At 32.3% G+C, this 20,717-nt stretch carries 18 protein-coding genes and 2 pseudogenes; 5 read left to right on the forward strand and 15 right to left on the reverse strand.

The window, feature by feature from the left end:
- Positions 1-544 precede the first annotated feature (544 nt).
- Positions 545-835 carry a hypothetical protein gene (locus tag MHB70_RS27120; protein WP_061530454.1) on the reverse strand — a complete coding sequence of 97 codons (291 nt, stop codon included), beginning with the start codon at positions 833-835 and terminating at the stop codon, positions 545-547.
- An 85-nt stretch (positions 836-920) separates the two neighbouring features.
- Positions 921-1,057, reverse strand: a pseudogene (locus tag MHB70_RS27125) (IS1595 family transposase); the annotation flags it as partial.
- Between the two features lie 473 nt (positions 1,058-1,530).
- Here MHB70_RS27125 and MHB70_RS27130 point away from each other — a divergent pair.
- Positions 1,531-1,905, forward strand: coding sequence for a hypothetical protein (locus MHB70_RS27130; RefSeq protein ID WP_061530380.1), 375 nt, complete (start codon positions 1,531-1,533; stop codon positions 1,903-1,905).
- A gap of 325 nt (positions 1,906-2,230) precedes the next feature.
- Here the strand turns inward: MHB70_RS27130 and MHB70_RS27135 are convergent, their stop codons facing one another.
- From MHB70_RS27135 to MHB70_RS27150, 4 genes and pseudogenes are all read right to left on the reverse strand, one after another.
- Complete coding sequence (locus tag MHB70_RS27135; RefSeq protein WP_061530379.1) at positions 2,231-2,566, reverse strand: hypothetical protein; 336 nt, start codon at positions 2,564-2,566, stop codon at positions 2,231-2,233.
- A 1,558-nt stretch (positions 2,567-4,124) separates the two neighbouring features.
- Positions 4,125-5,393 (reverse strand): glycoside hydrolase family 5 protein, encoded by a 1,269-nt coding sequence (locus tag MHB70_RS27140; protein WP_061530378.1) that lies wholly within the window; start codon positions 5,391-5,393, stop codon positions 4,125-4,127.
- 372 nt (positions 5,394-5,765) lie between these two features.
- On the reverse strand, positions 5,766-6,002 hold the full coding sequence (locus MHB70_RS27145) for a hypothetical protein (RefSeq protein WP_061530377.1): 237 nt from the start codon (positions 6,000-6,002) through the stop codon (positions 5,766-5,768).
- Between the two features lie 176 nt (positions 6,003-6,178).
- A pseudogene (locus MHB70_RS27150) lies at positions 6,179-6,748 on the reverse strand (peptide MFS transporter); the annotation flags it as partial.
- Positions 6,749-6,972: 224 nt separating this feature from the next.
- Here MHB70_RS27150 and MHB70_RS27155 point away from each other — a divergent pair.
- Positions 6,973-7,965 carry a DUF4046 domain-containing protein gene (locus MHB70_RS27155; RefSeq protein ID WP_061530376.1) on the forward strand — a complete coding sequence of 331 codons (993 nt, stop codon included), beginning with the start codon at positions 6,973-6,975 and terminating at the stop codon, positions 7,963-7,965.
- A 282-nt stretch (positions 7,966-8,247) separates the two neighbouring features.
- Here MHB70_RS27155 and MHB70_RS27160 read toward each other — a convergent pair whose 3' ends face one another.
- Complete coding sequence (locus MHB70_RS27160) at positions 8,248-8,841, reverse strand: TasA family protein (RefSeq protein WP_000053752.1); 594 nt, start codon at positions 8,839-8,841, stop codon at positions 8,248-8,250.
- A gap of 878 nt (positions 8,842-9,719) precedes the next feature.
- Here MHB70_RS27160 and MHB70_RS27165 point away from each other — a divergent pair.
- Complete coding sequence (locus MHB70_RS27165; RefSeq protein WP_061530375.1) at positions 9,720-10,127, forward strand: hypothetical protein; 408 nt, start codon at positions 9,720-9,722, stop codon at positions 10,125-10,127.
- A 357-nt stretch (positions 10,128-10,484) separates the two neighbouring features.
- Here MHB70_RS27165 and MHB70_RS27170 read toward each other — a convergent pair whose 3' ends face one another.
- The 3 genes from MHB70_RS27170 to MHB70_RS27180 form a co-directional block, all read right to left on the reverse strand.
- Positions 10,485-10,712: a hypothetical protein gene (locus MHB70_RS27170; RefSeq protein ID WP_061530374.1), complete on the reverse strand. Its 228-nt coding sequence runs from the start codon at positions 10,710-10,712 to the stop codon at positions 10,485-10,487.
- A 79-nt stretch (positions 10,713-10,791) separates the two neighbouring features.
- Positions 10,792-11,391: a hypothetical protein gene (locus tag MHB70_RS27175; protein ID WP_061530373.1), complete on the reverse strand. Its 600-nt coding sequence runs from the start codon at positions 11,389-11,391 to the stop codon at positions 10,792-10,794.
- Between the two features lie 447 nt (positions 11,392-11,838).
- A complete protein-coding gene (locus MHB70_RS27180; protein ID WP_000622781.1) occupies positions 11,839-12,057 on the reverse strand; it encodes a hypothetical protein in 219 nt (72 codons plus the stop codon).
- A gap of 363 nt (positions 12,058-12,420) precedes the next feature.
- Here MHB70_RS27180 and MHB70_RS27185 point away from each other — a divergent pair, with 363 nt between their 5' ends.
- Entirely contained in the window at positions 12,421-13,521 is a 1,101-nt protein-coding gene (locus MHB70_RS27185) for a response regulator aspartate phosphatase (protein ID WP_000217978.1), read from the forward strand.
- The gene (locus MHB70_RS27190; protein ID WP_000721406.1) at positions 13,521-13,679 is read left to right on the forward strand and encodes a Phr family secreted Rap phosphatase inhibitor; all 159 of its coding nucleotides are present in this window, start codon (positions 13,521-13,523) and stop codon (positions 13,677-13,679) included. The genes MHB70_RS27185 and MHB70_RS27190 overlap by 1 nt, the downstream gene beginning before the upstream one ends.
- Before the next feature lie 483 nt (positions 13,680-14,162).
- On the opposite strand, the gene MHB70_RS27195 is transcribed toward MHB70_RS27190, so the two are convergent.
- From MHB70_RS27195 to iolD, 5 genes are all read right to left on the reverse strand, one after another.
- Positions 14,163-15,341, reverse strand: a complete 1,179-nt coding sequence (locus MHB70_RS27195) for an FtsW/RodA/SpoVE family cell cycle protein (protein ID WP_048538690.1) — start codon at positions 15,339-15,341, stop codon at positions 14,163-14,165.
- 492 nt (positions 15,342-15,833) lie between these two features.
- A complete protein-coding gene (locus MHB70_RS27200; protein ID WP_061530372.1) occupies positions 15,834-16,625 on the reverse strand; it encodes a 5-deoxy-glucuronate isomerase in 792 nt (263 codons plus the stop codon).
- Positions 16,626-16,730: 105 nt separating this feature from the next.
- Positions 16,731-17,576, reverse strand: coding sequence for a class II fructose-bisphosphate aldolase (locus MHB70_RS27205; RefSeq protein WP_061530371.1), 846 nt, complete (start codon positions 17,574-17,576; stop codon positions 16,731-16,733).
- Between the two features lie 128 nt (positions 17,577-17,704).
- On the reverse strand, positions 17,705-18,601 hold the full coding sequence (iolE, locus tag MHB70_RS27210) for a myo-inosose-2 dehydratase (RefSeq protein WP_061530370.1): 897 nt from the start codon (positions 18,599-18,601) through the stop codon (positions 17,705-17,707).
- A gap of 122 nt (positions 18,602-18,723) precedes the next feature.
- Positions 18,724-20,658 (reverse strand): 3D-(3,5/4)-trihydroxycyclohexane-1,2-dione acylhydrolase (decyclizing), encoded by a 1,935-nt coding sequence (gene iolD, locus MHB70_RS27215; RefSeq protein ID WP_061530369.1) that lies wholly within the window; start codon positions 20,656-20,658, stop codon positions 18,724-18,726.
- Positions 20,659-20,717: the final 59 nt, after the last annotated feature.

The raw sequence follows: 20,717 nt of genomic DNA on the forward strand, positions 1-20,717 counted from the left end.
GAAATCTTTACCATAATAAATTCTCTAAAACGTAGCTACGTAAATTTATTCTTTGCATGATTATGTTTAACAGCCTTTGAACCATTCTAAATGCATCACTCTATTCATGAATCATTTACTACGGCCGATTTTGTTGTAAGGGATAAATAAACCATAAATTCTATATAGGAGAATAAAATAAATTGGAGAACTTCATTGTAACACGTATATATAAGTTATAGATATAAAATCCAATGATACATTACCTTTTTATAATAAATAAATATTTTAGTGTAAATTTTATTTCTACAGAAGAATCTTTCCCTATATGCAATATTACATATAATCTACCTTATGTAGTTTGTTATACTATGCATGTGGATTTTTCATCCAAAATTCCACTCAAACGCATATTTATGCATATGCCACCCTAATTGCTGAAAGTGAGAAGAATGTTATTCATTCTTCTCACTTTCAGCAATTAGGCTCTGTTAATATTGATTATTGATAAAAAGTATTAAATATGGGGAGATACCTTAGAGTTGGTTCTTCCCTTAGTTGTTGATTATTCACATTCAAATCTAAAATAGGTATTTTCTAATCCTATTCTTTGCTTTAACGTTTTGCCCAAAGCATAATTATTTGGTAATTCTTTTTCAATGACACAAATAATATAACCTGCTTTTCCTGTTGTTAAATTAGTTAGTTGTAAGTAGTTATTGTTGTCGTAGATATAAGAAATAATATATTCATAGAAATCATTTTCTTTGTCTTCTCTATTCATACCAACATTGTACAACCTAACTCTTGCTCCTGCCCAAATTTCCTCATCATCATCAACATTACTTAAAGGCATCCATTTTGACTTATCCAATATTTCACCCTTTTCTTAACTCATTCTTTTATACACTGAATGTTGCTAGACGCAAACTATCATAAGCATCAGTCATTTCATTGATTAGACGACCACCGACAGAGAAAAAAGGCTCAACATAACGTTTTACCCATTGAAACACTTGCTCTCTCTATGTGACAAATCACGAATATGTTTCCATAGATTACTGAACGCTTTGCTCAACCTTAATACATCCCGAATATTTGTTCTTATACAATAATACTAAGATTTCGGATTGGTTTCAAATATCAACATTTATCTTTAACAGAGCTTTTATTTAAAATGTGTGCTTGTACTTAATTCTTTAGTTATTTTACATTATAAAAACTCAAAAAGAGAACCTTTCTTCCAAGTTTCACCTATGGAATTATTTGTTTTCTAAAAAAACTCCCCACACCTTTATCAACTCATTTTAGAATATTTAAACAATAATTTTATATACAAGCTCTGCATAAATTATTCGTTTTCTTTTATATAAGACTTACCTTTTTACTTCTGATAAATTATTAAACATTGGATTATTATACACAAAACCCAAAACATGAGTTATTTTGTAGAAATTTGTCTATCAATATATATGTACACCCTTTTGTAGTGGATATAGACTGTGAGGTGTAAGGAGATACCTTACAAAATAATGAAAAGGAGATTATAGAATGAGTAAATTAACAAAATTCTCAAAGTTAGCATTTGCATCATTAATCGCGGGAAGTAGTTTAAGCGTATTTGTTTCGTCACACAGTGTACAAGCTGACACCTTAGATCATAATTACCAAGACACTGTCAAATTCATACCACTTTCTAGTGCTAGACAAGCATTGGAACAAAAAAATACCATTGTTCCTGAATCAAAAGTTATTAAAAACCATTATGTAAAGTACTCTAAAGCACATTTCCAATCTAAAGAAAGTATACCAAAAGACATTTACTATTCTTCAGAAGGCTTTAAGGGCTATATACATGCAAGTACCGTTTGGGATATGGGAGATCATTTCGTAACGCTATATTTAGGAACCGTTATTCGATGTTAGACTTTTAATATTACTTCTCCAAATGCTTCTAACGATCAATAGCGCAATGCCAATACTGTAAAATCTATTGTTCAAAAAATAAACCACAAAATCTCTCGATTTCATGGTTTATCAAATATAAAGATAACGCTAAACGAATACTCTAACATTACCTTCCCCAAAGTTAATTATAGAGTATTTTCAAAAAAAAGACACTCTTGTAGTGTCTTTTTTAGTATCTTGATTTACACCCATCTTACTTTTTCAAATTTAATTATTATATAACGTCCCTTGCATATTGTATATTTTAATAAGAATTCCACCTACTAACACCTTATTTTTGCGGCTATTTATTTGTTTCAATATAATAATTTTTCATCTCGTATATACAATAGACAATAATAGCTAAACTCCAGCTGACACTATAGTAATCATGTGTGTAGAAGTCATATCCTGCCTTAATACCTTTTTCTATTACAACCAACGTAAATCCTAAAGCCACCCATTTGTTAATTTTCATCTTGAGAAACGTTATAGATATAATTATTAAAAATAAAATATTTGTAAGGCTATTTATCATTAACTCATATTTTTGAATGTATACTGCCAATATACAAGCAGCGATATTAGTCGCAATGCCAAAGGCAACCACCGCTCTCCAAATCCTGTCTGAAAGTCCCAATCCTGAGTCAGTCCCTTCCTTTCCTTAATTCATACCTACACCCTATTCAAGGTATGCTACATTACCCTTGTCTGATGAATATCTATTTATCTTTTCATATAGAGCAAGCAAAACCTTTACTCATAATTTTTTCTTTATTAGGCAAACTATGTCTAAGCCGTTTGAACTAGCGGCTTCACTCTTCTGGTAATGGGATAGCAATTTTTTGTAATTGACTAACTCATTCAATTCACTGGCACCGGCAGACAACAAAATAGTTGTCTGCCATTTTCATGTATACTTTTTTCATTTCATTACAAACCAAGTGTGCGTTGTAATGATTTCAAAAAGGACAGAATTTCATTTTTGAAAAAGTAAAAAGATAAGGCCCTGTCTACTTTTTGTATAGGACTTTTTCTTTTCACATATACTATTTTTGAACCTGTTTTCCAATACCTGTCTGGTGTCTTGAATTCCTCCTAAAAAGGGCGGCAGATACGACTGCACGCCCTTTTTATTTACATGGCTGTTCTATATTCAATAATGCAAATGAAAACTAAAAATGTCATATTACATATTCTTTTCAGTCAAGATTATGTTAAGCTTTATTTCTTAGTCGAATTATGGTTTCGTATCTAATTCAGTAATATGTGAACTGTATACCTACAGAAAAGACACCCAAAAGGTGTCTTTTCTTCTTTTAATCTAAAAAACATTTTTCCTTTTCAGTAAGATCCAATTATCCCCCTAATCTAAACCACGTATATAAAGGCAATTTGATCAAGGTACTCAAAAGTTGTCATCTATATCAACATGCTAATAGTTTAATTCCAAACCGAATTTCCAGCACTATATTCGCCTTCTTAAAGATTTTCTGTCTTGTTCTTAATTTTGTCAAAATCCTGATATGGCTATACAAAAAATAAATGCTATTATGATTTTAAGAAACTATGCGTTCCCTTAACCCTGTATCCGGCTCTGTATTTTTACAGGGTCTTTGTTTATTTTATTTGAATTATTAGAGTTGATACACACCCATTTTCAATTAACATCGTTTAGATATTAGATAGGTTTTGAAATGATATATCTATAAGCTTTTTTAATACATGAAATCTTAGTTATATATATATAACTAATTATTACTATTATTGGATTTCTAAATGTATACTACGCTAAACGATTATTAACACTATACATACAGTGTTAATAATTTTAATTGAATATTAGCAATAGTAAGTATAAATATTATCAATTTACTATATATTACATTTATGTAAAAATAGATGTATGTTAAGCTTTTTCAAAATCTTTCCCCTAATAAAGATTTGAAGTAGCATTTCATGATTCTCCTTACTGTTAATATGCCTTGAAAAAGAACCCTATAGGGTTCTTTTTCCTCTCATAACATCCTCAGCAAGTCTTATTTAACATACAAAAAGAACTGCCAATTACTTGCAGCCCTTTTTGCACATTAATATACACTTGTATTAAGTCCTTAACACTTTATTGTGTTAAGGACTAAACAACTCCGCCTTTTTTGATATAAAAAGCATCTAATTCTTAAGCCAAACATTCTAAACTATTTATGTCCCTGTAAATCTTTTTTAATTACATCCCAGAGTGAATTATCTTGACGTATCGGTTTACCCTCTTCATCCCATTTTATTTTTTCTGTTCCCAATTCATAATTCATCCCTGTCCATGTGTCTTCACGGAATGCATAGAATGATTTATGCCATCCTTTTTGGTTAAAGATAGAAATAAGATCTTGCATGTATTGGGTAGCACCTGGAACAGTACGGTTAATTCCAAACTCCTCTGCAATAATTCGATTAGATGGTACATGGTTTTTCTTAGACCATTGTTGGATTGGCTTCAAAAATTTCTCTAATCCTTGTTTATTCCACATTACAGGTTTCTCTAAATCTCCTACTTTTACTAATCCTGGATATTGATATTCCTTGTTTTGTTTTTCACCTTGGCTCGTTAATTCATATGGTTCATACATATGAAATGCGTATAGTGTTTTTTTATCATTTACTGGTTTTAAATATTTAAAGGCCCATGGAGTAGCATATAAACCCGAATCTAAAATAACCGGTGTTTCTTGGTCTACTTCACGTATGGAATTAATCACCTTTTGATAAAATCTATTTAAATCCGCTGTCGTTCCCTTCACTTTTGCATACCATTTCTCGTAATCTTCCGTCCAAAAATCATTATATCTATTATTTTTAGCTGTTTCTGGATGTGGTTCATTTATAATATTATAACCAACCACCGCGGGGTGATCTTTTAGTTCCAGAGCAAGGTCCTTCCAAAATTGACTTGCTTGTTCTTGATACTTCTCTTCTTCCCATATTCTGTCGTCATTCTTGTTATTATTAAATTGACGCCATCGATCACCAGGTAAAGATAACATTGTAAGGACAACTTTCATTCCTTGCGATTGGGCAGCATCTAAATCAGCTTTTAATTTTTCTAGATCCTCCTTTACTAATCCCTGATAGTTATCTGCATTACCTATCAGAAAATCCTTTCCGGAAGTATCTGGTTTATCCTCAAATAGAAAATCTTTATCTTTTGCCCATTTATCAGGTGCTAAACGAACATATTCAATATTTGCTTCTCTTGCACTTTTATAGTTTTCAGGTAATGACGTACTATTCATGAAATTAGTACCCTTCCTTTTTGAATCCCAATAACTAATTTTTGAATCGCTCTTGTGATAAGTATCAGCTCTTACATTCATTTCCTGTACTCCAAAACTCATCATGCCTAATAACGCAACAATTGGCAAAAATTTTTTCACAACTTTTCCTTCTTTCTCTTTATATTTTTCACACATAACATACCTTTGTTTTGTTACAGGAATATGGCAATTTTCCAAAAATAAATTTTAAGTTTATAAGGTGGTAGTTCATTCATAAAAAAGAAAGAGACAATTAGAACGTTGCTTCATTTAAAAAAAACAAAAAAGGAATCCTTGACGGATTCCTTTTTTTGCAATGCACTCTTTTTCAATTGGTACATTTTGCACCTACGTTTAGTATACCTCATAATTCCTATAAAATAAATACGATTAAACAAAATTTACTGCATGCATTTTCATAAAAGTATATGAATCTAGAAATTAATACTACTAGGTTCACTTACAAAAGATTTGTGTTCTTTCACTAAGAATAAAACATCATACTCCTTTAAAATTTTACAAATATAATTAAGTATTTTTTAACCTCTCTCTTGAACATTCTATTAGTTGTTCCATAGCAATCTTTTGCGCATGTTCCTCACTATCTATCAAAGTCAATCCTTGTGATATATAACTCCAAAATTCATATCCACAATCCTCCATCCACCTATAAGCTTCTGTTGTATATAGACCATCCTTTCTTTTAATGATTTGAACCTTATAGTTTTTACTTGGAGAAAAAAACTCTTGTATAACCCGTTCCATTTATGCAATATCCTCCTAAAATAAGCGCTAGGCTTTTTCACCTAACCCTACTAATATATTTATCCATGTTTAATCAATCTCATACGGAAATCTTCATCTGCACTATAAAGTTGTAACGTATTTAAATCATAATTTTGTACCTGATATCTAAAACTCTCAGTTCTTTGAGCCTTATGACCGTTCTCAAGGTGAAAGTTATACTTTTGACCAAGTGTTCCTATCACAAACGGAGATAATAGTGCCCCTAAATTAATACCCATATAGAAAATACTGAAACCTGAATCACGACGAGTATCTGATTCACTATATAAATCACCAACTATACTAGATACATTCGGTTTTAATAACCCTGTTCCAAGTACTAAAAATACCATTGAGATAAATAACGTGCTAACCGTTCCTGGTAGAGCTAATATGAGATGACCGATCATAATTAAAACGCCACCCCAAAATATTGTTCTACTTGAACCTAGTAGGCGATCTGCAATCCACCCACCAATAATTCCAGACATGTAAACTAACGAACCATAGATAGCCATAATGGATGCAGCTGTAGCATGATCCATCCCTAGGCCACCTTTTGAAATGGAATAATACATATAGTAAAGTAATATTGCTCTCATTCCATAGTAAGAAAATCGCTCCCAAAATTCTGTAAAGAATAAAGTAAATAGTCCTTTGGGATGTCCAAAGAAACCATTTTGCGGAACGGTGCGAATGATATCGCTTTTGTTAAGCTTCTCCATACAAATGCACTCTTAATATACAGATATAGTGATTCTAATTAAGTATATACCAAAAATTAGAAAATTTAAACAAATATACATTTGTTTAATAATTAGATTTTTAAGAAAAAACAAACTATGTATTGTTTTTAATGATACTTCCATGTAAATTAATTAATATAGATATATTAATTAAAACGCTAATACTGTATAAATATAAATACAAATGTAGGAGGATTTATATATTGTCAATGAAAGCCGTTGCGATAGAAGAAATTTATCAAGAAATATTGGATGGAAAAAGGAAACGATTCCCTCCGAATACTTGGAAAGAAGATATGGATAATAAACAGGCTCGCAGAGTAATCACATATTTATTACATAGTATTTTAAAATGGAATAAGGAAGACATCAGAAAAAAGTGGAACACTCAATTGCTTGTAAAATATAAACTACGAGGCTTACTCAAACATAGATACGAAAGTAGTCCTTTTAAAGCGATAAATGATTTATATCCAAGTGAGTTTAAAGAATGGGAGTTTGGTATGACTCCTTTAAATTTTTGGACGAAAGAAAAGGCATTAACCATTTTGAAATGGCTGATTGAAGAAAAAGAAAAGTTATCAAAAGAAAAGCTCTTACGGGTATATGGTAAAAGATGGTTAGAACGAACGAAACTCGGTGCCCCCCTGGCGATGTATTGGAATAGCAGTCCTTTTGCAATGATTAACGATCTGTACCCCAGTCGTTTTAAAGAATGGGAATTTCTTATGACGCCCAATAACTTCTGGACAAAAGAAAAAGCATTAGAAGCATTGAAATGGACTATTGAAGAAAAAGAAAAATTAACTCCCGAACAATTACTGATTGTATACAATATAAAGTGGCTAAAGACTCACAGATTAGCGTCTACATGTCAATTAATGTGGGGGAATAGTCCATTTAAAATGATTAATGACTTATATCAAGGACGTTTTAAAGAATGGGAATTTAAAGTTACGCCTGTTGGCTTTTGGTCTAGAAGTAAAGCATTAGAAGCATTAAGGTGGACTATTGAAGAGAAAGAAAAACTAAACGAGAAACAGCTATTAAAAGTATTTAATCAAAGATGGCTGATAAAACAAAAGTTATGGACACCCTTAAAACGCTATTGGAAAGGAAGCCCTTATGAAATGCTTGTTGCTTTGTATCCAAATCGTTTCTCAAAAAGCATGTTAAAAGGGTATTTTAATAATTAAAAAGGAAGTTAAGCATAAGTTTTTATAGCTCGCTGCCATCTCATTTGTAGAAAAGTCAGGGGGTACTTTTATTTTCCCCTTTTTTCTTAAACATGTTTACTATTTATAAATTAAATGTTGGTTTTACAAAACATACAAAATGTTAAACTTACAAAAGCCATTGATATCATGCGTAAATGCTGATATCAATGGCTTTTGGTATAGATATGTAGTAATCATTCTTTTAAATTATTAAAAGGCATAAACTCAGTTTTACTTTTTCCAAGTAATCTGTTCTTAAATTTATCTTTCTTGTCCATCTGTTTGATTGGCTTGGAACTCCATTTTTAATGCAATACTATCCCCTTGGAACACATTTTGATCTGTGCCGTTGTCTTCAAATATAAACTTTATCCAAAACCAATCCATTTTCCCAGGTTTTAATCCCCCTGTTTCAGTCCACTTTGGATGAAATACTTTTTTGGAGGCAATCTCTGGGCTTTGTGATTTTAGTTCTGCAAGAGTTGTCTCGTATACAGGGCTTTTTTCAGGATCCCAATCCCAAAGAAATTGTACTTTAATATGTTTACCGAAATCTTCTGTAGTGTTATTTTGTTTTAAATCGTTTACAGTATAGTCTATTTTCATCATGAGATCTTTAATATCTAATGTACCACTATTTATTAAATTGAATTTCTTTAATATTTTGTCCCCAGGTTTTAAATTTTCTAAGTTAAGTGAAGTAGTTGGTTGCATAGCTAAATCCAATGTACCTGCAGCAAATGAATTATTTGTCACCACTTGATCGCTAAAATATGCATATGTTCCCCCACCAATTAAAGATAAACCAAGAGCGGCTGAAACCACCCCAACACCTAATTTTTTTTTCAATGACATTTTTTGTTCCTCCCATATCATTTTTATAATCTTTCTCCCTAGTCAACCGAAAAGGTTCCCGTAATACAGATATACCATGAATTGTGAAAATTTTATATTAAAAGAAGAAAATTCCTTATTGAGAAAATTATGTTATTATCTATCTCCTGTAAATAAAACGCCTCAAAAATAGAAATGCTAGATTTATAATTATCAAAACCTTTGCCAAAAACAATTTAATATTAACTGCCCTTTATAATTAGAATTATTTATTTCTTCAGGAGTATTTCAACACTTCAAAAGATACCATTTCCTGAACTTTTATAATTTTCAAACATCAAAATTAAATATGTTGAGATTTGCTATATAATGAAATCAAGCCATATGTAAGATGGTTTCCCTGTTACGAGTAATGAGATAGTTTGATTCACCTTTTATACATTGGCTGAAAAAGAACTTGTAGGGATTCCTACAAGTTCTTTTTGTTTTTCATTTTAAATAACCTACAATAGATCTTTAAAAGAAAATAAATATCTTAATTGAGGAAGTTTGTTATTGTGCCGTCTTCAACATGTTTTTTGAACTCTTTCCTATTAACCTTATTTGTTTGATACACTCTCTATACGGTGTTCAGCCGGGATACATGTAATTTTGACTTATAATTTGTATTTTATCTCCATTATCGTGTAACAAAAAGGTATTTTAATAATACTGTTGCGGATTATTTTTGATACCGTATTTTGTTACAGTAAATTCAACAGTTAGGATATTTCATATTTCCAAATAAAAAATGTAACAAAACACAATAAAAACAATATCTTTTGTTACATTAGTTGGCGTGTTATAATGAATTATCGTTAACTTTAAGAGAACAAAATTTACATATAGGAGGAGTTTAAGTGAACTTATCTCATGAAAAAAAACTAAAATTGATGATGCATACTGTTACTTTATTATCTTTCATCATTCTCATTTTTTTTAGCATTACAATTTTTTATATACCCTTAATTTTTTATTTCATATTCAAATCAAAAGAACTTCGTATAATTGCTATTGAAACAGCTGTTTATCAGCTATTCACTTGGATAATTGTATTGATTTGGAATAATTTTGTAATGAGAATTTTAATGTTTTCTATGTTCCATTCCGATATGAATGCAAGTAATATGTCAATGATATTGTGGACAGCCCCATTTTATATAATCCTAATTATTTTATTAGTTTTCGGGCCTCTTAAAGGAATTTTACATGTATTAAAAGGAAAAGATTTCCATTATCCTGTTATCTCCAAATGGATTAGCAAGTAAAAAATCAATAAAGAAGATTCCAGTAAATTATGGATTCTTCTTTATTTTGTATTTAGTATCTATTTATGAACTATAAACTCATATTTTGTGTTTTAATTCTAGTTGTGTTTATAATTAAGCTATTTTAATGAATTTGAAAGAATGACCTCTGCGTTTTCAATATATATTAGATTGCTACAAATATTAATTTTATAAGATAGAAGAAACCCAGACTCTTTGAAAAAGTTTAATCAAAATGTGTGGGTTTTCATTTTAGAATCCGTAATTTTTTATAAAAAAGATTAATCATTTTTCTGTGATCTTTCCTCCATTACAACGCCGTATCTTCATTTCTAGCTGACAGTTACTATTGAGGAGTTATCTATCACTCTTTATTTTATATATACTTTTCTTTAACTTAGGCTTCTTATGTAATCTTACTCTGGTTCCATTAATATCAAAATCAATCTTTACTTCCTCCAAAGACTCCATTTTCTCCTTATTTTCTTTTTCTATTCTATCTCTTTCTTCTTTTCTCTTAGTCGCTTTGGGGCCAATTACGAATAAAATTAAGAAAATACTTACCATTACAATAAACGTAGTCACTAGTACCCCCCCTTTGCCAAAATCTCGTACAACAAAAACCTTTTTAATTTATTCCTCCTTCTCCTTATATAAACCAAGATTATAAATGTCGCAGTAAGGCCGGTACTAACAATGTCATTACAAATATAAAAATCGAACTATATCTCAAACTTGAACTCCATTTTCCATATTTGGGATGTTCAAATTTCTTATAAAGCATACCTAATGCTAGAGATATTAAAAACATTAATACAGCTGTCCCTAAAATTATTGAAGTAATTAAGCCCACCATATTACTCATAAAGGTTTGAAAATCAAAAGAACGTGTTGTCAACATTAACACTGGTAGAATCCTTATTAATAGAATGAGAATAAACGAACCTACTCCAAAATATATAGATCTTTTTTTCCACTTTATATGTTTAAACCATAAAGAAGCTCCAAAAACTAATAATGAAATTAAAATTACTACAGAAAGAATAAGGAAAATAACATCAAAAAATGCAGGCACACTCGCATGAACTGCACCATCTACTTTATTTCCCCCATCTTTTATTACATCACTGCCGCCATTAAACAAAGAACCAAGCCAGTCTACAATCCAATCAGTCATCCACGAAATATCGAATGGTAAATCTTCGGTTTTTGTTTGCGCAGGAGCAACTGAGTTGAAAATTTTCAAATTCTCCTCCCCCTTCATTAAAAATTCCCCCCTTTACTTTAAGTATATAAATTTCCTTAACCAAAACTAAGAAAGTATTAAATCATCCTTGATTAAATAGAAGAACCACACTTATGAAAAGAAATTTCATTTGTTATATTTGTACACTCGCGTTTTGACAACTATCCGTTGCATTTAGCTTTGTCCCTATTTTGAAATAAGTAAAAAAGTACCCATCCAATTGTGATACACATAATAATTGGATGGGTACTTCATTACACATTCTTTATTCTATTTTTATTGATATAGACGAGGTTTATACATTTCATGGTGATACAAACTATAGTACCCAATTAAATAATTTTTAAATATTACTACGTAATTCAATCGATTTAAGAAAATAAAATTTCACAAACCTTTGATGATAGCTTCTTGGTTTATCGAATAGAACATATGTATAAAAAACGCAGCATAATATCGGTTTTTCTAACCTTGTAAATGACTTAATATATATCTTTGCGTATTTATGTCTTGGCGTTTTAATGCCGTTACTAATTCTCGATTAACATCTGATACAGGTAATGGTTCTCCATATATATCAAATAATCTTATACCCAACTTACTTAAAATCCGTATATTGTTAAGATTCCTATTCTCTTGTGTATAACTAATAATATTGCGTAAATTAATCCCAAAACTTATCATAAACTAACGCTCCCTCTTCAATGTAAATAGATATGGATATACTTCTATTTATTTTCGAGGAATCCCTTGAAGCTTAATAAGCCCTATATATTTCTCAATACCATAACAGTATAAGCCTCTCTTTTTCTACTATAGTGCTACGCCACCTCTTATAAGAAGTATTCAATAGACAACAGTTAATAAATCAAAAAAAGCATTAACGAAACTTGTATTGTCTTAACTATACTTTTTCAAATTTAAAAGCATGGACATCATTATAATTCAGAATATTCTGTATATTAATGAAAAAAATCGTAGTTAAATTTAATGTATCTATTTCCTGTTATTATCAGAATAAGCCTTTAAAGAGAAATGGGGGATATTATGACTGTTCAAGAAAAAAGTAATAAGCAATTGATGGAATTATTACATGAATGGTATGAAGAAATTCGTTTATATCATGTAAAAGAAGCAAAACAGATATATCTACAAGTAAAAGAACGTTTAAAGGAAATAGAAACAGACCAATATGTATCATTCTATTATTCCCTACTGAATTTTAGATATAAAGTCTTGGTAGATGGAATGAGTATTACAAAAGATTCTTTTAATCAAATAGAAAAACTCCCTAATATCAAAGAGGAATTTTCATTTTTAGCTTACTATTATTATTTCTTTAAGGCAATTCACTCTACAATTTTAGCAAATTATACTGAAGCGAAAACACACTATGAAAAGGCAGAAGAACTTTTAATTGATATACTTGATGATGTAGAAAAAGCCGAGTTTGAGTATAGATTTTCAACTTACTGTTATCAATCTTATCAACCATTTGAAGCGATTCAACATGTAGTAAAAGCCAAAGAAATATACCGGAATCATGGAGGCTATGAAATTAATATTGCTTTATGCGACAATGTATATGGACTGGCTTGTATAGATCTAAGAGAATTTGAACGAGCGGAAGAATGTCTCAATACGGTTATTGATGTTTGTAAGAAGTATGATGAAGAACAATTATTATTACGAGTACGATCCAATTTAGGCTGGTTATATAATATTCAAGATTTATATCCATTGGCGATTAGACAGAGTTCTGAAATTATAAATACCATACCGAACCATTTTAAAGCATTATTTGTCTTAGCAAGAGCATATTATAAATTAGAAGGCGTTGAAACAGCAAAAGCATATATCAAGCAAGGAATAAAGTATACAAATGAATCAGGAAATGAGGAATATAAGCATCGTTTCGCAGTTTTAAATGAACTAATCACAGAACTACCTAGAATTAAACTAGAAAAAGTAGTTACTGATGCAATTTCTTATTTTGAAAAAGAGGACATGTGGGATTGTGTAAAAGAATATGCAGAGATTTTAGCACTCCAATTTTACGATGCAAATAATCATGTTAAAGCGAGCAAATATTTCTATATTAGTAATAATGCTGATAAGAAACATTTGAGAAAAGGAGCGTTAAAGTAATGAAAAAAATAAAAAAAGTGTTATTAAGTATGGTAGTAGTAAGTGCATTAGCATGTAGCATGATTAGTTTAAATGTATCACAACACTCTTCGTTTAATGGTGGAGATACGCCAGCACCAACAAAACCGATTGTCTCTAGTGGAGTATCTATTGATTAACGTAATACATTTTTCTCGCTTTAAAAATCAGAAAATTCCGCCCCTTAATCTTTAAACAATGTTAAATAAATGGATAAAATATTGAACCCCTAGTCCGAAACATATTTGTTTCGGACTATTCACGTTCTTCTTTCAACTTTTCTATATAATCGTGAGTAGAATGAAAAATATTTAAAGATTCATTCATAGCGTGGTTCATGAATTCCCATTTAACCTTCAATGTCACAAGTGCTTAATTTCTTTTTTCGTTTTTTCTTAGTTTTCTTGATTCGATTATTTTTTTCACACACGTAAATAATCCTTAGCGCCTTCATTTTTTCCCCATCTCCTTTTTCAAAATAAAGAGGACACCAATTCTTAAAACACCTTTTATGGCTGCTTTAATGAATTAGTGTCCCCTAGTTTTTTAGCCGGACTATATCTTATTTCTTTTCATTTCCAAAAATGAAAATTCCTAAAAAATCCCTAACACATTTTTAACTTTTAATTAACTTGAAACATGTATTTTTTATAATTTTTATGCACCGATAAAATAAGCCCCATCATTATCATATTTGAAAATAGCGAACTCCCTCCATATGATAAAAAAGGTAGTGCAATTCCTTTTACCGGCATTATTCCAACAATCATACCAATGTTTTGGAAGATTTGTAGTGTTAAAACACTACTTGTCCCAGCACATAATAATGTACCAAACAGATTCTCTGCTGAATAAGCAATTATAGTTATTCGATATATAAGAAGTAACAGGACCAATACAACGATAGCTGCAATTATGAATCCACCTTCTTCAGCGATGGTAGCAAAAATAAAATCAGTATGTTTTTCAGGAATATATACACTACCTTGACCGAATCCTTTTCCATGTAATTCACCACTTCCAACAGCTAAAAGAGATTGTTGCGTTTGATATCCTTGATCTGCATTTTCAGCTGGATTTAGCCAACCTATAATGCGTGATTGTTGGTGCGGTTTTAACCTAGTAACTAATTCTTTAAAGAAAAAATCTGGATATTTTTTATATATAAATATTAATGTAGATAATATAGTTACCGGAATGACTGTACAAAATGCAATTAATTTCTTTTGAATCCCTGACATAAATAAAATACATGCAATAGATGCTGCGTATAAGAACACCATACCTGTATCTGGCTGACTGTATACTAAAGAAATAGGAGGAATTGAAACTAACATAATTTTTCCGACCAATATGAAATCAGTTTTATATGTCCGAATCATATATTTGGCGTTATGATTCACTACTAAATTGGCGACAAATATAATTAGTGCAATTTTGAAAAACTCCGATGGTTGAATTTGACCGATAACAGGAAATTGAAACCATCTTTTTGCTCCTAATTTAACGGGAGTAAACGTTGACTCCGGTAGTATTTTTAGTATAACAATTGCCACAGACCCAACAATATACAATGGCCAAGAGAACTTTTGCCATTGATCCCAATCAATACTTGCAACAAATATTAACAGTACAAAACCAATTATATAGTTCCTACCTTGCTGCAATGCAAAGTTTGTGCTTCCATACTGACCAGTTTGTTGACTACTATAAATTGCAGCGGTACTAATAATACAAAACATGCATAAAATTAAAATTAGTTTTGTATCTAGACTCCTTAATAATACTATTATTTTACTCATGAAACCCTCCTGTAGTACTCAATAAATTCCACGCTCCATAATAATTACTAGTACCCTTTTTATAAGATTTTTTGTTATTCAAATGAAAATTACATTATTATGTTATAACGCGAAATTTTATTTTATCTAAACTTTCTCTTAAGGTTTCACTTTAAATAGTTAAAGTAATAATAAGTAAATCTTAATTTTTCCTAAACTAAAATGAACAAGTCCTTATTATCCAGAATTACTTTTCTTCTTTAAAACTTCCTCATTTCCTTTCGTTCCAAATAACTGTTTAAAAGCAAAATCAATACGTAAATTTACTAATTTAGTGGATATGGATTTTCTCTCCCTGTCTATATTCTTATTGTACATAAAAAAAGGTAGTACATTTAAACAGGCTCTTACGTTACCTCACATAAGAGCCTGCCTACATTGACAAAAAATTAATGGTTCTGAGCAAAAACAATTGCAAGTGACATCGTTTTTGTCCAGAACCTTTCTTTTCATCTATTCTTTTTCTGGCCAAATTTTCGCATTTGGTTCTAATAACCACTTGTGTTCTTCCTCCATGATACGATCATTCCATGGGTTATTCTCAAGATGTCGAATCATCCAACAAAAATACATTGCATATCCAGGTGCCGTTGCTTGCGGGTGGTCTAGCTCACCTGGAATTGTAATAAAACTATTATGTACAACGCGATAAGCATCCTCCCCAACCATTGCACATCCAAATCCCTGTGGCTTGTTAAAGCGATAATAATATACCTCCGGTTGATCATGGTGATGCGGTGGGTAACTCGACCATCGCCCGGGATAAGAAATAACTTCTCCTACTACCATGTTAGAATATGCTGCATTATTATAGTCAAAAATTGTACGAATAACACGCTGCGCTGTTCCCTCCCATAATCCATCTCCAGCTACAACACTTTGACACTCATTCGGAGTATACAACTTTGACGCAAATTCTTGGTCATTATCTGTTTTTTGGACAAGCACTTCACTATCTGAAAGAGCAGTAATTGTAACCTTCACATTTTTAGCCACATGTAAACACCAAGGGTTTTCTTCAAAAACAGACTGCCTTTGAATAACTTTTTCCATTCCATCCCACTCTAAACGTATTGCCCCTTCTAGTAAAAGTACTGCCGTTTCATTCTTATTATCAAATAGCACCTCTTCTTTTCCATTAGACATCTTATATATGCCTATATCCATTAACATATCACTGCATTGACCGTTCATTTCTGTTAATACATTATACCCTTCATTTAATTCACCTAATTTTCCTAACACGGCTTTCTCCCCCTTTTAATTAATGGCTACTCTATCATTCTCTATCTTTGTCAGCTAACTAAATTATGAGTTCCTTCTATTATTTAATGAAGAAAGCTTTTCTGGTTATGCTTTGTTTTCACTTCCGAATATACGCATATGATTTTTAACGTTTTCGTATGCGGCCCTAATAACATCCTGGTGGTATGTAAAGTAATCTGAATACGGAGTATTTAGAACGGCAGTGTTAACCGCAGCAATTACATTCTGAAACGTCGCTGTTGCTACATTAATTTTTCGAACACCATGTTGAATACATTGCTTGAAATCCTCTGGACTAATGCCAGAGCCACCATGTAAAACGAGTGGGATATGAACTACCTCATTAATCTCTTGCAAGCGGTCTAATCGTAAATCAGGATCTCCATTGTACATACCGTGCGCATTTCCAATCGCAACAGCTAATGCATCAACGTCTGTTTCTTCTGCAAATCGTTTTGCTTCTGTGATACTTGTCAGCAACATCTCAATATCTTCTGATCCGTCCTCACTACCACCTACTCTGCCAATCTCAGCTTCTACCGTCGCTCCGTACTGTTTCGCAAGCGCTACAATTTCTATTGTCTTTTGGATATTCTCCTCTAACGGATAGTGAGAGCCATCAAACATAACCGAACTAAAACCAATTTCTAACGTCTCTTGAATCTTTTCAAATGTCATACCGTGATCAAAGTGAACTGCTACTGGAACAGTTGCTTTTTTCGCTGCAGCTACCATCAAAGGACCAATCATATGAATTGGCGAATGATTCAAACGAACTTCCGCAATTTGTAGAATAAGCGGCGAACTTAACTCTTCAGCTGCTTTGATAGCTCCCATGACCGTTTCCATATTAGCGACACTAAAAGCACCAACCCCATAATTCTCTTGATTTGCTTTTATTAAAAGATCTTTCATTTGAACTAATGGCATTACATACTCACCTATTTCAATATTATTTATTAAATTTAAAACCAACCTTCTCGTCTTTTTACTCCTTTTGTAAGAAGATTTGTTGATTGCCATATCATTAACTTAGGGATAATCTCAAAATGCGGAAATTACAGACCTGCTTTCTCTTGTATAAATTTTCGAGCTTTTAATGCGTATTCAAAAGGATTCGCTAAAGCTGGATCTTGCTCTGCTTCTACCACAAACCAACCCTTATAATCAGAGTTTGCAAGGATAGTAAACACTTCATCAAATCCAATTACGCCATCCCCAGGAACTGTAAATGCACCATTCTTCACTGCCTGCAAGAAGCTTAATTCGTTTTCCTTTACAGCATCTACTACTTCCTGGCGAATATCTTTTAAATGTACATGTTTAATACGAGGTAAATATTTTTTCAAAACATAAAGCGGCTCTTCTCCTGAAAAAACTAGATGACCTGTATCAAAAAGCAGTGATACAAGCTCTGGATCCGTCATATCCATTAACTTTTCAATTTCTGCCGTTGTTTGAACACCCGTACCCATATGATGATGGTATACAATATGTAGCCCCTTTTCCTGAGCTAATTTACCGAGGTGATGTAACCCATCTGCAAGCTTATTCCACTCTTCTTCTGTAAAAACGGGCTTGTTTTGAAATAGCGGTACATCCATTAAACCTTGAATACTATGTCCTTGCTCTGAAACAACGATGACTTTTGCACCCATATCATGCAAGAAATCTCTATGTTTAATAAATGCTTGTACCGTCTCTTCAAGCGGCTTCGTTGTCAAGAACGCACTAAACCATGCGCTAGCAATCTCCAGGTTTCGTAATTCCAATGATTTTTTCAATACAACTGTATTTCTCGGATATTTATTCCCTACTTCACTTCCATTAAATCCAGCTAGTGCCATCTCACTAATACATTGTTCAAACGTATTTTCTGCTCCTAGCTCCGGCATATCATCATTTGTCCAAGCAATTGGTGCAATCCCAAGCTTAATCGTGTTTTCTTTGAACATCCCCTTGTCTCTCCTCTTCGCTAAATGTTATAGAGTTTCGCTAAATTCTCCTATCTGTTCGTTAAAAAGAGAGCTTACTAAACAATATGCATGTAGATAAAAAGCTCTCTTTATGTCCTAATCTAATAAGATCTTGCCTTTTGCAAGTTACTTACTTTACTCTCATACGCAGCTTGTACACTTTGACTATTAGATACTTCTGCAACACCTACATGCCACCATGAATCGTATCCATTTGTCATTGTTTTTGGTAATACTTTAATATCAATCAATGTAGAAACTGTTTGTTTTTTCGCATCTATAAGCGCTTCCTGTAATTGTTCTATCGATGTAACACGATACGTTTTTACGCCATATCCAGCCGCGCTAGCTGCAAAATCAATTTTCATAATAGCCCCGTCTAATTTACGAGTTTGCTGGTTTCGGTAGCGAAACTCTGTTCCAAAGCTCCCCATTCCGTTGCCCATTTGTAAGTTATTAATGCAGCCAAATCCGGAGTTATCAAACAATAAGACGTTAATTTTTTTGTTTTCTTGAAGACTTGTGACAAGCTCAGAATGAAGCATTTGGTAACTGCCATCCCCTACCATTGCATATACTTCCTTCGATGGTTCAGCTAGCTTTGCACCCAGTGCGCCGGCAACCTCATAACCCATGCAAGAGTAACCATACTCCATGTGATATGTATTAGGTTTATTTGCTGCCCACATTCTTTGTAAATCACCCGGAAGACTTCCTGCCGCACCAACGATAATTGCATCTTCATCAAGTAATGTATTGATTTGTCCAATGACTGCAGTCTGTGTTAATTGTGTACCAAGTGCGTCTACATACTCATTTAAATTTTCATCGAAATGACCTTCTACTTCCGGCGTGAAACCTTGACCTGTAAAGCGAATATTATGTAGACGTGCTAATTCTGTTTCCCAAACCTCTTTTGCATCAGCGATTTCTACTGTGTAACTAGATTGATACTCAATTGCTTGTAGTTCATCTATTAGAGCCAGAAGTGCTTCTTTTGAATCAGCTATCACCTTCAATGCATCGAGCTTGTTCGCATGAAATTCTGAAATGTTGATGTTTAAAAACTCAACCTCTTCATTCTGAAACAATTGCTTAGATGCCGTTGTAAAATCAGTAAATCTCGTCCCGATTCCAATAACAAGATCCGCTTCCTTTGCAATTGTATTAGCTGCTAAATTTCCAGTTACTCCGATGCCGCCAAGATTATATGGATGATTGCTTTCAATCGCACTTTTCCCAGCTTGCGTTTCTCCAAATGGAATGCGGAATGCTTCAGCAAACTGTTTCAGTTCCTCTGCTGCCTCTGCGTACCTTACACCACCACCACAAATCATAATTGGCTTTTTCTTTTTCTTAATCATTTCCACCGCATCTGCTAAACTGGCTTTTGTAGGTAGACGACGTTCAATGCGATGAACACGCTTTTGGAAGAAGTAACTTGGAAAATCCCACGCTTCCCCTTGGACATCTTGTGGTAAACAAATTGTTACAGCTCCTGTATCTGCCGGATTCGTTAAAACACGCATGGCTTGAATCATAGCTGTCATCAATTGTTCAGGACGATTTATCCGGTCCCAGTACTTACTTACCGCTCGAAAAGCATCGTTCGTAGAAATAGATAAGTCATGTGTTTGTTCAATTTGTTGAAGAACAGGATCCGGTTGCCTCGTTGCAAATACATCACCTGGAAGTAGTAAAACGGGAATATTATTTGCAGAAGCAGTTGCAGCAGAGGTAATTATATTTGCTGATCCAGGACCAACAGAAGAAGTACATGCCATAATTTGTTTTCTATGTTTTTGTTTTGCAAAGGCCATTGCAGCATTTGCCATCCCTTGTTCATTTCTCCCTTGATATACTTCTAATTCCCCTGCATCTTCTTCTAAAGCTTGACCTAGGCCTACTACATTTCCATGACCAAAAATCGTAAAGATTCCCTTAATAAATTTTTGTTGTTCTCCATCAAACTCTACGTATTGCTGATTCAAAAATTTCACCAAAGCTTGCGCCGTCGTCATTCTAACAGTTTGCATATTGTTTGCTCCTTTCTATCTCTATCAGTCATTCTGCATATGAAAAAGGAGTATCAGGA

Origin of the sequence: Bacillus sp. FSL M7-1020 (assembly GCF_038050415.1) — a bacterium.
In the GTDB taxonomy this organism is placed as follows: Bacteria; Bacillota; Bacilli; order Bacillales; family Bacillaceae_G; genus Bacillus_A; species Bacillus_A toyonensis.

Excerpts from the sequence above, each read along its gene's own strand:
- MHB70_RS27175 (WP_061530373.1), bottom strand. The coding sequence starts at position 11,391 with ATGAAGGGGGAGGAGAATTTGAAAATTTTCAACTCAGTTGCTCCTGCG.
- MHB70_RS27145 (WP_061530377.1), bottom strand. The coding sequence starts at position 6,002 with ATGGAACGGGTTATACAAGAGTTTTTTTCTCCAAGTAAAAACTATAAG.
- MHB70_RS27205 (WP_061530371.1), bottom strand. The coding sequence starts at position 17,576 with ATGCCATTAGTTCAAATGAAAGATCTTTTAATAAAAGCAAATCAAGAG.
- MHB70_RS27195 (WP_048538690.1), bottom strand. The coding sequence starts at position 15,341 with ATGAGTAAAATAATAGTATTATTAAGGAGTCTAGATACAAAACTAATT.
- MHB70_RS27130 (WP_061530380.1), top strand. The coding sequence starts at position 1,531 with ATGAGTAAATTAACAAAATTCTCAAAGTTAGCATTTGCATCATTAATC.
- MHB70_RS27140 (WP_061530378.1), bottom strand. The coding sequence starts at position 5,393 with ATGTGTGAAAAATATAAAGAGAAAGAAGGAAAAGTTGTGAAAAAATTT.
- iolE (WP_061530370.1), bottom strand. The coding sequence starts at position 18,601 with ATGTTCAAAGAAAACACGATTAAGCTTGGGATTGCACCAATTGCTTGG.
- MHB70_RS27190 (WP_000721406.1), top strand. The coding sequence starts at position 13,521 with ATGAAAAAAATAAAAAAAGTGTTATTAAGTATGGTAGTAGTAAGTGCA.
- MHB70_RS27120 (WP_061530454.1), bottom strand. The coding sequence starts at position 835 with ATGCCTTTAAGTAATGTTGATGATGATGAGGAAATTTGGGCAGGAGCA.
- MHB70_RS27185 (WP_000217978.1), top strand. The coding sequence starts at position 12,421 with ATGACTGTTCAAGAAAAAAGTAATAAGCAATTGATGGAATTATTACAT.
- iolD (WP_061530369.1), bottom strand. The coding sequence starts at position 20,658 with ATGCAAACTGTTAGAATGACGACGGCGCAAGCTTTGGTGAAATTTTTG.
- MHB70_RS27160 (WP_000053752.1), bottom strand. The coding sequence starts at position 8,841 with ATGTCATTGAAAAAAAAATTAGGTGTTGGGGTGGTTTCAGCCGCTCTT.
- MHB70_RS27180 (WP_000622781.1), bottom strand. The coding sequence starts at position 12,057 with ATGATAAGTTTTGGGATTAATTTACGCAATATTATTAGTTATACACAA.